The organism is Aureitalea marina, assembly GCF_002943755.1.
Lineage (GTDB): Bacteria > Bacteroidota > Bacteroidia > Flavobacteriales > Flavobacteriaceae > Aureitalea > Aureitalea marina.
Window position 1 is genome coordinate 1,919,600 of record NZ_MQUB01000001.1, and the last position, 15,066, is coordinate 1,934,665.

A 15,066-nucleotide genomic window follows, 5' to 3' on the forward strand; every position below is an offset into this window, starting at 1 on the left:
CATAAACCAACCCTCCAGTACTTCGTGCCGGAGGGTTTTTTGTTTTGTAAATTTGAAAAAAACTTAGCTTGAGGATCGAACAACTTTACGAGGTGTACCGGCAGAGTTCAGGTATCTGTACAGATACCCGGAAGATCCAGCCTAACTGTCTCTTCGTAGCTCTAAGGGGGCCAAATTTCAACGGGAATGAATACGCCCAGGAGGCACTTGATAAAGGAGCCTACAAGGTAATCTTAGACGACCTGCGTTTCCACAAGAACACCGGTGAGACCATTTGCCATGGTGATTCTTTAAAGTTACTTCAGAAACTAGCCACCTATCACCGAGGGCAACTGGGAATTCCAATTATCTCTCTTACGGGGAGTAATGGTAAGACGACAACCAAGGAACTCATTCATCTGGTGCTGGCTAAGAAATTCAATACCCAAGCGACTCAGGGTAATTTGAACAATCATATCGGCGTTCCGCTTACATTGCTCGCGATGAACGAGAAAACTGAACTGGGTGTGGTCGAAATGGGGGCTAATCACCAGGGGGAAATCGCGGCCTTATCAGAGATCGCCCTACCCGATTTTGGATATATCACCAATTTCGGCAAAGCTCACCTGGAAGGCTTTGGAGGCGAAGAAGGCGTTATCAAGGGAAAGTCTGAACTCTACAGACACTTGGCGGCGCGCAACAAAAAGGTCTTTGTAAATGGGAATGATCCCAAACAATTAGAATTGACGGAAGGCATGGATCGGTTCGTTTTCGGTCCAGATGACTCAGACTGTCCCATTCAATTGTTAGAGCACCAGCATGGATTGAAGATCAAATACCGCCAACTATTGATCCAACCTCATCTGACGGGGGTATACAATTTTCACAATATCGCCGCGGCTATCGCCATGGGTCATATACTTGGTATTGAACCCGAAGCGATTAAAGAGGCTATTGAGACCTATATGCCGGATAACAACAGATCTCAATTAACCGAGATCAAGGGACGCAAGGTATTTAAGGATGCATACAACGCTAACCCAAGTAGCATGGTGGTTGCAATAGACAACTTCGTTCAGATGACCTCCACACCAAGGATCTTGATACTTGGAGATATGTTCGAGTTAGGTGAGGATGCTGCGAAAGAACACCAAGAGATCGCCAATAAGGCCGGCAGTTTGAGAGACACTACGGTATTCCTTGTTGGAGAACACTTTGATCGAGTAAAGGCTGAAGAACATATGCATCAATTTTCCACCTACTCCGACTTGGAAGAGTATTTACAGAATAATGAGCTAGCCCCAGGCCCATTAATGATAAAGGGATCCCGCGGTATGGCCCTGGAACGAGTGTTGGAGCTGCTCTAGGGAGTCAATCTTACAATTTAAATTCAACTTAACATCTTTTTGTTTAACGTTATTGTATTTTTGTTAAACAATTTAGATGAAACGTCCATTAGCTGAAAAGATTTGCCCGGTTTGCAATCGCCCATTCTCCTGGAGAAAGAAATGGGAAAAGAATTGGGATATGGTAAAATACTGCAGCCAGCGTTGTCGTCGAAATAAGAGTTAAGATGAAAACAGCCATCTATTGGTTCAGGAATGACCTGAGAGTAGTTGACAACCACCTCCTGAAGCAGGCAACCGAAGAGAACGATCAAATTATTGGCGTTTACATACTGGAGGATCGCCTTCTGAGCTTAGATCGTTATGGTTTTGCTAAAACTGGGCCATTTAGACTTCAATTTCTCCTGCAGAGCTTACAAGAGCTTAAATCTGCCTTACTGGATCTCAATATCCCTTTGATTGTACTGAGAGGGAGCGGGGTATCAGAAATGAAATCGCTCATATCTAACAACGAGGTCACAAGTATTTACAACCAACTGGAATGGACTTCTGAAGAGGTTGACACGGAAACCAAACTGAGAAATTCAATTAGCGCCTCTGTTCGATGGATCCAATCATACGATCAATTCTTGCTCCATCCCTCGGATCTACCCTTTTCACCAGACCGTACTCCGAGGGGATTCACTTCCTTCCGAAAAAAGATCGAGAACCGGGTAGATGTTCGTCCCGTGGAAGTTCCGAGCCCCATGAAATCGACACCAGAGATTGAGGCCGATGGGATACCCGTGTTGGAGGAATTAATTCAGGACAAAATCACGACGGACGATCGATCTGCTTTCCCATTCAGAGGAGGCCAGACTCAAGCGCTTGATAGATTGAGATCCTATATCTGGGAAACTAAAAAAGTTCGGTATTACAAAAAGACCAGAAATGGGCTAGTGGGAACAGATTACAGCAGCAAGTTCTCTCCCTGGTTGGCAAATGGAAGTCTATCTGCAAGATCGATCTACTGGGAGGTCAGGAAATTTGAAAAAATTCACGGATCTAACGAATCCACCTATTGGCTAATCTTTGAATTGATCTGGAGAGATTTTTTCAAATATGTCTCCCTAAAACATCAAAATAAGATCTTCAAGACTGGAGGTATACTCGAGAGGGAGTACTCCTGGTCGCGTGACAGAGACAAAATCGAACAGTGGATCAAGGGAGAGACCCCAGAGCCATTTGTCAATGCCAATATGATCGAATTGGCACGAACCGGATGGATGAGTAATCGGGGCAGGCAGAATGTAGCCTCCTATTTTAGCAAGGACATGGGCTTAGACTGGCGTATAGGAGCAGCCTATTTTGAATCCATGCTGATCGATTATGACGTGCACAGCAACTATGGGAACTGGATGTATGTTGCTGGGGTGGGTAATGATCCTCGGGATCGAAAATTCAATGTGGCATCTCAGGCAGAACGCTACGACCCGAACGGTCGTTTTCAGCGAATCTGGCTCCAAACCACCTTGTTTTGACAAAAACGCTTAGACTCATACTGGGAGATCAACTAAATAGTTGTCACAGTTGGTTCCAACAAGTGAACCCTGATGTGACGTATGTTATGATCGAATCCCACCAAGAGCAAGAATACGTCACTCACCATATCCAAAAAATAGTTGGCTTTGTCCTGGCCATGCGGTCGTTCGGACAAACGCTTACTAATAGAGGACACCAGTTGATCTACATGAGGCTAGACGACCCTCAGAATCGCTCGAGCTTAACAGATACGATTAACAGTTTAATCGAGGCGGGTGGATTTGAACGTTTTGAGTACTTACTGCCAGACGAATATCGACTGGACCTCCAACTAATAAATTTTTGCCAGTCCTTGAAGATAGCAACAGGGTTTCGGGACACGGAACACTTCTACACCCAGAGGGACGAAATGGCCCTGTTTTTTGAAGGCAAAAGTCAATACCTGATGGAGAGCTTTTACCGATACATGCGGAAAAAGCACGGGGTACTGATGCTTAACGATACCAAACCCATTGCAGGACAATGGAATTTTGACAAGGACAACAGAAACAAGTGGAAAGGCCAGCCAGCCATACCAGAGTTACCTGATCTGAGGAAACCCGTCGCCCAGCTGATCACTATGATCAATGAACAGGGAATTAAGACCATTGGTGCCATAGACCCGGAAGATTTCAATTGGCCTACTAACCGAGCTGAAGGACTAGAACTCTTAGAGTATTTCTGCAACTACCTCCTCCCCCATTTTGGCACCTACCAAGATGCTATGCACACTGACCAACCTTTTCTTTTTCACAGCCGGCTATCCTTTGCTTTAAACCTAAAGATCCTCAGCCCCAAGGAGGTTGTAGACAGGGTGATCGACCATTGGGCCGATAGGAAAGAAGATATCGATCTGGCCCAAGTGGAAGGTTTTGTCCGACAAATCATTGGCTGGCGCGAATACATTCGCGGAATGTATTGGCTACAAATGCCGGACTATGAACGCAAAAACTTCTTTAAGAACGATAATCCCTTGCCCCAGTTCTATTGGAGCGGAGAGACCAAGATGAATTGCATGAAACATGCCATTTCCCAGAGTCTGGACTTGGGCTACGCACACCACATTCAACGTCTGATGGTCACAGGAAACTTTGCCTTGCTAAGCGGAGTTAGTCCAGAAAAGATCGACGCCTGGTATTTAGGTATTTATACAGACGCTATCCAGTGGGTGCAATTACCTAATACAAGAGGGATGAGTCAATTTGCTGATGGAGGTTTACTGGCGACCAAACCCTATGTAAGCAGCGGGAGCTATATCAATAAAATGAGTAACTATTGCCAAGGTTGTGCGTATAACGTAAAGACCAAGGTAGAAAAGGATTCCTGCCCATTTAACTCTATGTATTGGAATTTCCTCTATCAACACAGAGACAAATTGGCCAATAACCGCAGAATGTCCATGATGTACAGACAGCTGGACAAAATGGATGGACAAGTTTTAACTCAAATGGTCCTAAGAGCACAAGACATAATTGAAAATCCGGATGCTTACTGAAAAAAGCGACATAAGCATCATGTGGTTCAAGCGCGATCTGCGATTGGAGGATAATCCAGCTTTGGATCAGGCGTTGAAATCAACTAATCCGGTCTTGCTCTTATACTGCTATGAGCCAAGTTTGATGGAAGACGCTCACTACTCTGACCGTCACTGGAACTTCATTAGACAATCCCTGGAAGAATTACAGGAAGACTTGCAAGGAGTAAATAGCCAAGTGCTAGTTGTGCGTTCTGAACTAATCCCATTACTGTCCAAGCTACAGCAATTCTGGAACATCAAAGTCCTGTATTCCCACCAGGAGACCGGATTAAAAGTAACTTACGAGCGAGACAAACAAGTTGCCCGTTTTTGCAAGAACAACCTGATAAAGTGGACCGAAGTGGTCAATAATGGTGTCTTCAGAGGAAGAAAAGACCGGTCCAACTGGAAGAATGACTGGTTGGCCTTTATGAAATCTCCGGTTTTGAGATTTAATGCTAGTTCAGAGCAATTTATTCCAACCGTAGATATACAAGAAGCAAGTACATTCTTTGATAGTTTTAGTCCTAAACCAGCAATAGGTAAGTTCCAGCCCGGTGGAAGAAGCAAAGGTCTAATCTACCTGCAGACTTTTTTACAGTCGAGGTATCCTGACTACAATAAGAACATTTCTAGTCCGGCTTTGGCTCGCATCAGTTGCAGCCGGCTTTCTCCCTACCTGGCTTGGGGCAACTTATCCGTGCGGGAGGTATGGCAAGCTGCAAAAGCGCATCGAAAACAGGCACCCGCTAAAAGGGCTTTGGACGCATTCACCAGCAGATTGAGATGGCAGGCACACTTTATTCAGAAGTTCGAAATGGAGGATACCATGGAATTTGCCAGCGTAAACAAGGGCTACAGAAAACTCAAAAAAAGTATTGCCCAGGATTATCAAAAAGCCTGGAGAACTGGAATGACTGGTTTTCCATTGATCGATGCCTGCATGCGCTGCCTTCAATCTACCGGTTATCTGAATTTTAGAATGCGAGCCTTGGTGGTCTCCTTTTTCACCCATACACTGTGGCAGCCCTGGCAGGACGCAACGACTCACTTGAGTCAAGTATTCCTGGATTTTGAACCGGGAATCCATTTCCCGCAATTGCAAATGCAGGCCGGGGAAACTGGAATCAACACCATCAGGATCTACAACCCGGTCAAAAACAGCAAGGACCACGACCCAAAGGGAGATTTTATCTGCAAATGGGTACCCGAATTGAGAAACGTCCCGGACGAATTTATCCACGAACCATGGACCATGACTCCCATGGAAGAGCAGTTCAACAATTTTACACTTGGGATCGACTATCCCAAACCCATCGTTGATCTGCCTGCCAGGCGTAAAATAGCCTCTCAAGAACTATGGCGGATGAAAAAGGACCCGGAGGTCCGGGCCGAAAGTAAACGAATCCTGCGTCGACACACCTTGCAGGACAGAAATCCATTTGATTGATGAAAGCTCAAAGATTGGACGACCAACAGATTGATCGAGTGATAGAAATGGCATGGGAGGACCGTACTCCTTTTGACGCCATAAAGGCTCAGTTCGGCCTGGACGAAAAAGGGGTAATCACGCTGATGCGACGCGAAATGAAGCCCAGCAGTTTCCGACTATGGCGGGCGCGGGTCCAGGGTCGTTCTACCAAGCACCTTAAAAAACGTAACTTTGATCAGGACGATGCGCGATTTAAATGCACGCGCCAACGACAGATTAGTAATAATAAAGTTTCAAAACGACGATGAAGGAGAAAAAGCCAGATCAGGTAGTCTATAACGAGGAGTCTGGTCGTTATGAAGCCAGCTTAAAGCCATATAGCACCAATGTAGGAGCGCCGGCTATTACCACCCCAGACACCACAGCCTGGAAACTGAGAAACATTGACCAGGTGAACAAGCAGGTGGGAGCGCGCTACGCAGAATTGAAGCTGCAATACGATGCCTTGATGGAGCAGTTCCAGTACAATCAGTTAGTTTACGATGCTCAATTCAATTTTGAACCCTTGGTGGGTCATACTTATCACCTGTACAAAAAGACGGACCAACAACCCTTTCTTTCTATCATATCGCCCCAGGAATGTAATTTCGAGCACTTAGGATCCTTTCGGCTAAATGCCGATAAGATGTGGGAGCAGGTTGAGGAGCGTCGTAAGGAAGAATGAGCCGATAGTCGGTAGTCGGTAGTCGGTAGTCGGTAGTCGGTAGTCGGTAGTCGGTAGTCGGTAGTCGGTAGTCGGTAGTCGGTAGTCGAAGTTAAAGTCGATTCACGAATAACCATTAACGAATCACGATTTCTACCTTGGGGGCCCCTAAACCCCGTCCGGGGGTAAATTAGATCAATCCAGATAAAGCTCCTAATTATTGCTTCGGCAGTTTACTGAATTCTTGAATGGGGATACTGGATTACTCACTACGTTCGTGATCCAGACTAAACCCTCTTCTGAAATTACAAACCCGATCCACTTTGCGGATCACTGGTTATTTTTTAAAGTCACCACACAAGCGAATTGAAGTTTATAGGATTATTCCCGCAGGTCATGATCCAGATCAAACCCGCTCCTGCAAATACCAAAACCCCAATCCGTTTTACGGATTGAGGCTTTTCTTTTTGGAAAAACATCAACATGCGAGCATGAGCAAAGAAGATTATTCCCTTCGCTCATGATCCAGACTAAACCCTCTTCTGAAAATACAAACCCGATCCACTTTGCGGATCACTGGTTATTTTTTAAAGTCACCACTCAAGCGAATTGAAGTTTATAGGATTATTCCCGCAGGTCATGATCCAGATCAAACCCGCTCCTGCAAATACCAAAACCCCAATCCGTAAAACGGATTGGGGCTTTTCTTTTTGGAAAAACATCAACATGCGAGCATGAGTGTTTTCCCAAAAAGAAAACCCGCAACTTTCGTTGCGGGTTTTGTGTTTGATGTGGGTCATACTGGATTCGAACCAGTGACTTCTACCCTGTCAAGGTAACACTCTGAACCAACTGAGTTAATGACCCGAGGGACGGCAAATATAGTCAATATAGACTTAATTGAACCGAGGTATTTTTGCTTTTTACGTTATTTCAAAGCTCTAAACGGGAGAGTATTTCAAGGAAAGAATAATCCGAAAAGATCAGGGATTACTCCCTCCGGTCGTGATCCCGGACCGAGCGTCTTCGCAGAAGAATCAATGTCCGGTGGACATTGGTTAGCGAGGGGCCAGCGTTGAGGGGCGGGCAGAGAAAGCCGATTGCGGTTGGTCAGGGATTACTCCCTCCGGTCGTGATCCCGAAGCGACCACTACTGCAAATGAAAAAACCGATCTGCTTCGCAGATCATGGTTGTTTTTATCAGAAAAACACCAACATGCGAGCATGAGTGTTTTTCTAATAAAAAAACCACATCGTTTCCGATGTGGTTTTTTCGTTTGATGTGGGCGCGAAGGGATTCGAACCCCTGACCCCTTGGGTGTAAACCAAGTGCTCTGAACCAACTGAGCTACGCGCCCTCACTTGAGCGGGGCAAATATAAGGCAGTTTTTATTCATCGCAAATTATTCGAACAAAAAAATCACAGGACTTCCGCCACAACAAAGGTGCTTCCACCAACAAAGATGATATCCTCAGGTTTGGCCCTTTGTTTGGCGCTATTCAAGGCTTGATTCACTTCTTCTACCACCTCGCCTGTGAGACCAAATTTATAGGCGGCTTCTTTCAGTTCATCTGCCGACAAAGCTCTCGGTATATCAGGAGAAGTGAAATAGTAATAAGCATCCTTGGGAAACAGTGGCAAAAGAGTTTGGAGATTCTTATCTGCTAATGTCCCCAGAACTATATGAAGTTGTTCGTAGTCCTCCTTAAGTAATTGCTGAATGACTAGCTCTAATCCCTCTTTGTTATGGGCGGTGTCACAAATGATCTTTGGCGCGGTTCCAAGTATCTGCCAGCGCCCCATTAACCCCGTATTAGTTACGACATTCAGTAGACCTTGCTCAATTTGATTTTGTTCAATATTCCATTTCCTGTTTTGAAGAATTTCTAAAATGGCTATTGCTGTACGCAGGTTAAATTGCTGGTACGCTCCTTTGAGGTCAGTTTCATAAGTGGTCCTAGTTAGTTCATCCGCTCGATAGATAGGAGCATCCAATTGATGGGCTATCTTTTGGAATACCGGCCAGGTTTCCGGTTGATATTGCCCAATGACTACTGGCACTCCGGCTTTGATTATACCCCCTTTTCTACTGCAATTTCGGGGAGAGTGTTGCCTAAAAACCGCATATGATCAAACCCAATATTGGTAATGGCGCAGACTTCAGGATTGACCACATTGGTACTGTCCAACCGGCCACCCATTCCAACTTCGACCACCGCAATATCTACCTTGTGTTTTTTAAAATGATCAAAGGCCATACCTACGGTCATCTCGAAAAAAGAAAATTGTCCTTCTAGCAAGAACTCTTTGTTCGTTTGTATAAATTCGACCACATCGCTTTCCGCGATCATCTCACCGTTGATCCGTATGCGCTCTCGGAAATCGGACAAATGAGGAGAAGTATATAATCCGACCTTATAACCAGCCGTCTGCAGGACAGAGGCAACCATATGGCTAACCGATCCTTTCCCATTGGTCCCTGCAATATGAACTGCGGGAAAGTCATTTTGCGGGTAATTGAGTTGGCTCATCAGGGCCCAGGTATTGGACAGGTCTGCCTTATATGCCGCCCCGCCTAATCGCTGGTACATCGGCAATTGCGAAAACAACCAATCCAGGGTTTCCTGATAGGTATTCATGGCCTACTTAAGAATAAGCTTAGAGCTCCAGTTGGGTAGGTTAGTCAATTTTAGAAAATAGACGCCGGATGACAAATCGCTAAGATTAATGCGGCTATTGGTACCCTCCAGAGAGATGCTCTTTAATAGTCTTCCTAGCTGATCGTATACTTGCAACTGACGGCCATCTAAACCTTCCGGTAGCTGAATATTGACCATTCCATCTGTTGGATTCGGAAATACTTGAATGCCATTCACTTGTAAGTCCGGAAGTTCGAGGATATTCGTGCTTATGTCTAGACGATAACTGGAACGCCCATAAGTACCCACATAAAGGAGGTCGTTGGCCTGATCCAGGTGCATATCCGTAATCACTACCGATGGAAGGTTAGTTCCCACAGGTGCCCAACTATTCCCTTCATCATCAGATCCAATTACCCCGATATCGGTCCCCAGGAATAAATTGCCAAAATCATCTTTCACTATATCGTTAACCGGTACATCGGGTAGGCTGGTACCAATATTCGTCCAATTGGCCCCGAGGTTGGTACTCCGATAAACATGACCGTTGTCCTCACCAAATCGGTATCCAGAAAAGGTCACATAGATGGTGTTACTGTCTTCGGTATCGGTCAACACTTTGGTCACCCATCGATCCGGCAAACCCGTTGAAACCGCATTCCAATTTTCTCCTCCATCCTCGGTAACCCAAACCTTTCCGTCATCCGTTCCAACCAGGATCAGGTCACTGTCTAAAACAGATACATCGATACTTGTGATTGTTCCAAAGGCCAAATTCCCTTCATAGGGTCCATCTGTCAAATCTTCACTGATCGCTGTCCAGTTGCCGGCAGCATTGGTTGTTCGATAGAGGCGTTGTGTACCGTAATAAAGTGTTTGAGAGTTAGCTGGATCAAAGGCGATGGGTGTATCCCAATTATTCCGATCTGAAGGATTGACCCCGTTAAGCGCACCATTAAAGGTGGAGCCATTATTCGTGGATTTTCCCAAATTACCCCTCTGAGATAGCGCATAAATGACATTGGTATTGTCAGGATCCACAAGGGGTTGAAATCCATCTCCTCCAAAAATGATCTCCCAATCGTCCAGCCCTCCTGTTTGGGTTCGCATGGTGCTGTTGTCTTGAGTACCTCCATATATTTTATTCCCGTTGGAAGCATCCACATGAAAACGATAGAATTGGGTGATAGGCAGGGTCTCATCTTTAGTCCAGCTACTGCCATCGTTGCCACTCTTGTAAAAGCCCCCATCATTACCTAACAATACCTCTCCAGCAATATTTTCGTTAAAGGCAAGCGCATGCTGATCCACATGGACATTGGGAAAGGCGTCGAACCAATTGTTACCACCGTCCGTAGATTTCTGAACGTCAAAATCCACATTATAAATGATATCCTCGTCAGAGGGATCGACGAATATACCGCGGAACCACCAGTGAAAACCAACATTGTTTAACTGACTGGAGTTCACCTCGACCCAGGTATCGCCTCCATCGGATGTACGATAAACCCCCTGAATTGAACCCCCTGCTGTAGCGTATCTGGCATAGAGTACATTCGGATTTGAGCGGGATATGTCTATACTAATACGGCCCTTATCATTTGGTGCCGTTGGTAGACCGTTGGTCATTTCCTGCCAGGTATCACCCCCGTCCAATGATCGGAACAGACCAGATGTCTCTCCACCGTATTGTCGACGGTTTGGTCTACGGATTCGTTCCCAAGCGGCCGCATACACAATTTCTCCATTACTGGGATGAATGGCCATATCAATGATTCCGGTAGAATCAGAAAGGAATAAGCGTTGCTCCCAATTTTGCCCCCCATCGGTACTGCGATAAACTCCTCTGTTGTTGTCATTTCGAAAAAGAGGGCCCATGGCGGCCACGAAAATGGTATTGTCATCGTTCGGATCGATCAGGATCTTACCAATGCTTCCGGTGTCCGGAAGCCCTTGAGGGGTCCAACTTAATCCCCCATCGGTACTTTTATAGACACCATCTCCATCGTAAGCTAAGGATCCTCCTCCTGCGTTCACCTCGCCGGTGCCTACCCAGATCAAATTGTTGTTGTTTCTCGAGATCTCAATATCACCAATGGATAACATCTCCTGATCGTCAAAAATGGGTTGCCAGGCGCTACCTGCATTGGTAGTTTTAAAGATCCCACCAGAGGCGGCACCCACATAATAGGTTTGGGCGTCATTGCTGGGGATCTCTATATCAGTAATCCGGCCACCTATGTTGACAGGCCCGCTAAATTCCCACAGCACATCAGTGCCTCTTGTATTTCCTAAAGTACGTTTCCACTGAATAGCTTTAGAGTAAGCCTTGGTATCAATCTGACCAGAGGGGTATGCTCTTTGCGCAAAGAGAAAGTCGGCCGGTAGCTGATCCGGCTCTTCACTTTTGGGTTGATTTAGTGAGTTCTGGCAAGCAAGCAAACACAGTACTGCCAGAGCGAAGAGAAGTCGTTTTTTCATGGCTGATTTTTATCTGATAAAGATAGGGAATCAGCCTCTGAATTTAATCGGACAGACTGAACTTGTAGATGATCTTTCCGATCTGTTTGGCCGGTGCTTTCTCGTCCGGATTGAATTTGGTCGCCAGGGCTGCTCGTTTGGCTGGCTCAAGCAGACATTTGGAATTGTTGGTCGTTCCTCGAACCCCTGGTGTAGCACTTATTACTCGGCCACTTCTGTCTACTTCAATACTGACCACAACCGTTCCCGCCTCGTTACATTCCTGAACGTATTTTTCCTTGTTCAGCGCCTTACGTCCACCCAATAGATAATTACCATCGCCATCAAGGCCTTTTCCGGTTCCGTAATAGCTGGATGCGTTAGGATCACCATCCGGAGAACCTTTATCACCTGCCTGGTTGTCGTTGCCTTCATTTCCATCTGCCGTCCCTTCATTTTTAGGTCCGTTTATCAGACTGGATAAGGCATCAGTCGTTGCCTTATCGGGTTTCGGGTCCGGCTTTTTGGGGGTTCTTTTTCTTCGGGCTTCTCCTCAGGGACCTCTTTTTGTTCCTCTTTCTTTTCCTCTTTCTTGATTACCGGGGCCTCTTCCGAATCCTGGGTAACCACTTCCTCTTTAACTTCGGTCTCTTCCTGAGGTGTTGGAGGAGGTGTGGTCTGTTTGGGAGCAGTCTTTACGGGTTCTGTTGGCTGATTGTTGTCACTGCCAAAATCCGTGGTGCCAAAATTAACGGCTATCCCACTTTCCAGCGGCGGATCAAGGTACTTTAGGCCAACCCAGAACAATAGAATCAGGATGATCACGTGGATGACCACCGTAATTCTCATGCTCTTTCGCTTGTGTTCCGTATCCAACCAACTACTCATAGCTCAATTAATTTGGGCGTACGGCTAGAACTACCTTAAAATTATTCTTGTTGGCGATGTCCATTACAAAGACTGCATCCTCAATGGGTACACCTTCTTCTGCTCTTAATATGATGGTTGGTTTGTCCTGTCCAGCCAGGACCTTCTGAAGTTCTTTCTCTACCCCGTATTCACTGACCCGCTCTTTATTGACATAATATGCACCATTCTTGGTAATACTGACCGAGGCTTTCTGCTGATTGGTCGATTTACCCTTGGCCTTGGGCAATATAAGATCTAGCGCATCTGGGGTGATCGCGGGAGATGTTAGCAAGAAAAAGACCAATAACAGAAATACGATATCCGTCATCGAACTCATGCTGAATTCGGCCTTCACCTTATTTCTTCCCCTTAGATTCATTCTGCAGGTTCATTTAACAGGTCTAGGAAATCCACAGCCGTGGCTTCCATTTGGTGAACCACTTTATCCGTTTTCACCACCAGGTAGTTGTATCCGATGTAGGCAACGATACCCACGATCAAACCAGCAACGGTTGTGGTCATGGCCGTATATATACCTTCAGCCAGGCTTCCCATTTCTGCTTGTCCACTACTGGTGGCCAATTGGTGAAAAGCCAAAACCATCCCGATCACCGTCCCCAGGAAACCGATCATAGGAGCAGCACCAGCAATGGTTGCCAACACACTGACATTCTTTTCCAATTTGTAGACCTCCAGCTTACCGGCATTCTCAATGGCCGTGTTGATATCTTCAAGTGGACTTCCGATCCTGGAGATTCCTTTCTCCGTCAGCCGTGAAACCGGAGTGTTTTGTTGGGCACACAGCACTTTGGCTGCCTGGATGTTTCCACTGGCCACATGATCGCGGATCTGATTCATGAAGTTCCTGTCTACCTTAGACGAAGCTTTTATCGCAAATAGACGTTCGAAATAAATATAGACCGCAACAAAAAGAAGGACGAACAGAACGGCAATAATGATTTGACCTCCCAGACCACCATTCATGAGCAATTCCATGATGGAAAGTGTCTTTTCGGTCGATTCGGCCTCCAGGCCCTCGACTACCTCCTGCTGACCTTCCTGAAGGAATAGGTTAAGCATACAGAAATTTATTTAAACAAATAACGGGATACAACTGGATAAATTGTGACTCCCTAGAAAAACATACTCTTGAACGCCAGGAATACCGCGGCTCCTGCCAGGAATCCGATCAGTGCCAACCAGGCTACCTTTCTAAGGTACCAGATGAAATCGATCTTCTCCATTCCCATAGCGGCAACACCGGCTGCCGATCCAATAATCAGCATACTACCCCGGTTCCAGCCGAGTAGGCAATAAAGTGCCACAGGGCAGAATCAGTTGGTGCATCGTACATTCCCATTGAAGCTGCCACCAGCGGAACGTTGTCAATGATAGCAGACAATACCCCTAGTAACATAACTACAACATCCTGATTTGGGATGGCTCCCTGTAAAACTTCGGCCAGATACCTCAAGGTTCCTACTTCTTCACCGTTGATGGCTCCATAGACCAGGCTCTCTAGCCCGGCGACTGCAAGTAGTATCCCGAGGAAGAAAAGTATACTCGATATCTCGATACGGGAAAGGGCCTTGTGAGCAGAATACAAATGTCTTCTTTCTTTACTGAAGTCTTCTTCCGGGTGTATATATTCTGATACTAACCAGGTCACACCCAAGGCCAACATCATCCCCATATAGGGAGGTAAATGAGTCAAAGTCTTGAAAATGGGAACCGATACGATCATTCCTAGACCCAGGAATAACATGGTTCTGGAGCTCAACAACCGTTCCGCAGCTTCGTCCGCTGTAGTGTCTACATCGACATATCCCTTGAATGGCTTCATGTAAGAGGCCACCATAAATGGCAAAATAAAGCAGGCAATAGATGGAAGAACCACGTATTTGATCAAGCCAAGTGCGCTCACTTTATTGGCGATCCATAACATGGTTGTAGTTACATCTCCAATTGGAGACCAGGCTCCCCCGGCATTAGCTGCAATAACCACCATGGCGGCATACCACAAACGATCTCCCTTGTTGTGAATCAGCTTTCTAAGCAGTGTGACCAGTACAATTGTAGCTGTCAGATTATCGATGATAGCGGAGAGAATGAATGCGAGAATTCCAATGATCCATAAGAGGCGTCTTTTGGAGCGCGTTCGAACCGCGGATTTAAGTACCTCGAAACCACGGTGCAAGTCGATTATCTCTACGATGGTCATAGCCCCGATCAGGAACACCAGAATCTCGGCAGTCTTACCGAGATGGTGTAATAGGGTGTTCTCAAATCCGTGAAGGGCTTCATCACCTCCTGATGCGCTGAATACGTTCTCGTAGGTATCCACCACACTGAACCAACCACTTTGAAATCCGACTGCTAAAACGGCCCAGATGAGGGCTGCCATAATAAGTGCTGGAACAGTCTTATCTAATCGCAACGGGTGCTCGAGAGTAATGGAAAGGTACCCGATAACGAAAATCAGGATAATGATGGACTCCATAAAAAGTTGGATTTTAGTTCT

The 15,066-nt window shown here is 46.0% G+C and carries 10 protein-coding genes, 2 tRNA genes and 3 pseudogenes; 7 read left to right on the top strand and 8 right to left on the bottom strand.

Annotated features, from left to right (window positions below; genetic code table 11):
- Positions 1–68: 68 nt before the first annotated feature.
- From BST85_RS08865 to BST85_RS08895, 7 genes are all read left to right on the top strand, one after another.
- A complete protein-coding gene (locus tag BST85_RS08865; RefSeq protein ID WP_104812919.1) occupies positions 69–1,346 on the top strand; it encodes a UDP-N-acetylmuramoyl-tripeptide--D-alanyl-D-alanine ligase in 1,278 nt (425 codons plus the stop codon).
- Between the two features lie 76 nt (positions 1,347–1,422).
- On the top strand, positions 1,423–1,551 hold the full coding sequence (locus BST85_RS08870; RefSeq protein WP_104812920.1) for a DUF2256 domain-containing protein: 129 nt from the start codon (positions 1,423–1,425) through the stop codon (positions 1,549–1,551).
- Between the two features lies 1 nt (position 1,552).
- Positions 1,553–2,845 (top strand): DASH family cryptochrome, encoded by a 1,293-nt coding sequence (locus tag BST85_RS08875; RefSeq protein WP_181039995.1) that lies wholly within the window; start codon positions 1,553–1,555, stop codon positions 2,843–2,845.
- On the top strand, positions 2,842–4,380 hold the full coding sequence (locus BST85_RS08880) for a cryptochrome/photolyase family protein (RefSeq protein ID WP_104812922.1): 1,539 nt from the start codon (positions 2,842–2,844) through the stop codon (positions 4,378–4,380). The genes BST85_RS08875 and BST85_RS08880 overlap by 4 nt, the downstream gene beginning before the upstream one ends.
- Entirely contained in the window at positions 4,370–5,851 is a 1,482-nt protein-coding gene (locus tag BST85_RS08885; protein ID WP_104812923.1) for an FAD-binding domain-containing protein, read from the top strand. The genes BST85_RS08880 and BST85_RS08885 overlap by 11 nt, the downstream gene beginning before the upstream one ends.
- On the top strand, positions 5,851–6,141 hold the full coding sequence (locus tag BST85_RS08890; RefSeq protein ID WP_104812924.1) for a TIGR03643 family protein: 291 nt from the start codon (positions 5,851–5,853) through the stop codon (positions 6,139–6,141). The genes BST85_RS08885 and BST85_RS08890 overlap by 1 nt, the downstream gene beginning before the upstream one ends.
- Positions 6,138–6,557, top strand: coding sequence for a DUF2452 domain-containing protein (locus BST85_RS08895; RefSeq protein WP_104812925.1), 420 nt, complete (start codon positions 6,138–6,140; stop codon positions 6,555–6,557). The genes BST85_RS08890 and BST85_RS08895 overlap by 4 nt, the downstream gene beginning before the upstream one ends.
- 771 nt (positions 6,558–7,328) lie before the next feature.
- Here BST85_RS08895 and BST85_RS08900 read toward each other — a convergent pair.
- From BST85_RS08900 to nhaD, 8 genes and pseudogenes are all read right to left on the bottom strand, one after another.
- Positions 7,329–7,403, bottom strand: a tRNA-Val gene (locus tag BST85_RS08900).
- A 416-nt stretch (positions 7,404–7,819) separates the two neighbouring features.
- A tRNA-Val gene (locus tag BST85_RS08905) sits at positions 7,820–7,894 on the bottom strand.
- 62 nt (positions 7,895–7,956) lie between these two features.
- A pseudogene (locus tag BST85_RS14775) lies at positions 7,957–9,176 on the bottom strand (bifunctional folylpolyglutamate synthase/dihydrofolate synthase).
- A 3-nt stretch (positions 9,177–9,179) separates the two neighbouring features.
- Positions 9,180–11,657 carry a T9SS type A sorting domain-containing protein gene (locus BST85_RS08915; protein WP_104812926.1) on the bottom strand — a complete coding sequence of 826 codons (2,478 nt, stop codon included), beginning with the start codon at positions 11,655–11,657 and terminating at the stop codon, positions 9,180–9,182.
- A gap of 43 nt (positions 11,658–11,700) precedes the next feature.
- A pseudogene (locus tag BST85_RS08920) lies at positions 11,701–12,485 on the bottom strand (energy transducer TonB).
- A gap of 46 nt (positions 12,486–12,531) precedes the next feature.
- Positions 12,532–12,924: an ExbD/TolR family protein gene (locus BST85_RS08925; protein ID WP_104812927.1), complete on the bottom strand. Its 393-nt coding sequence runs from the start codon at positions 12,922–12,924 to the stop codon at positions 12,532–12,534.
- Entirely contained in the window at positions 12,921–13,625 is a 705-nt protein-coding gene (locus BST85_RS08930) for a MotA/TolQ/ExbB proton channel family protein (protein WP_104812928.1), read from the bottom strand. The genes BST85_RS08925 and BST85_RS08930 overlap by 4 nt, the downstream gene beginning before the upstream one ends.
- Positions 13,626–13,678: 53 nt before the next feature.
- Positions 13,679–15,045 (bottom strand): annotated as a pseudogene (nhaD, locus tag BST85_RS08935) (sodium:proton antiporter NhaD).
- Between the last annotated feature and the right edge of the window lie 21 nt (positions 15,046–15,066).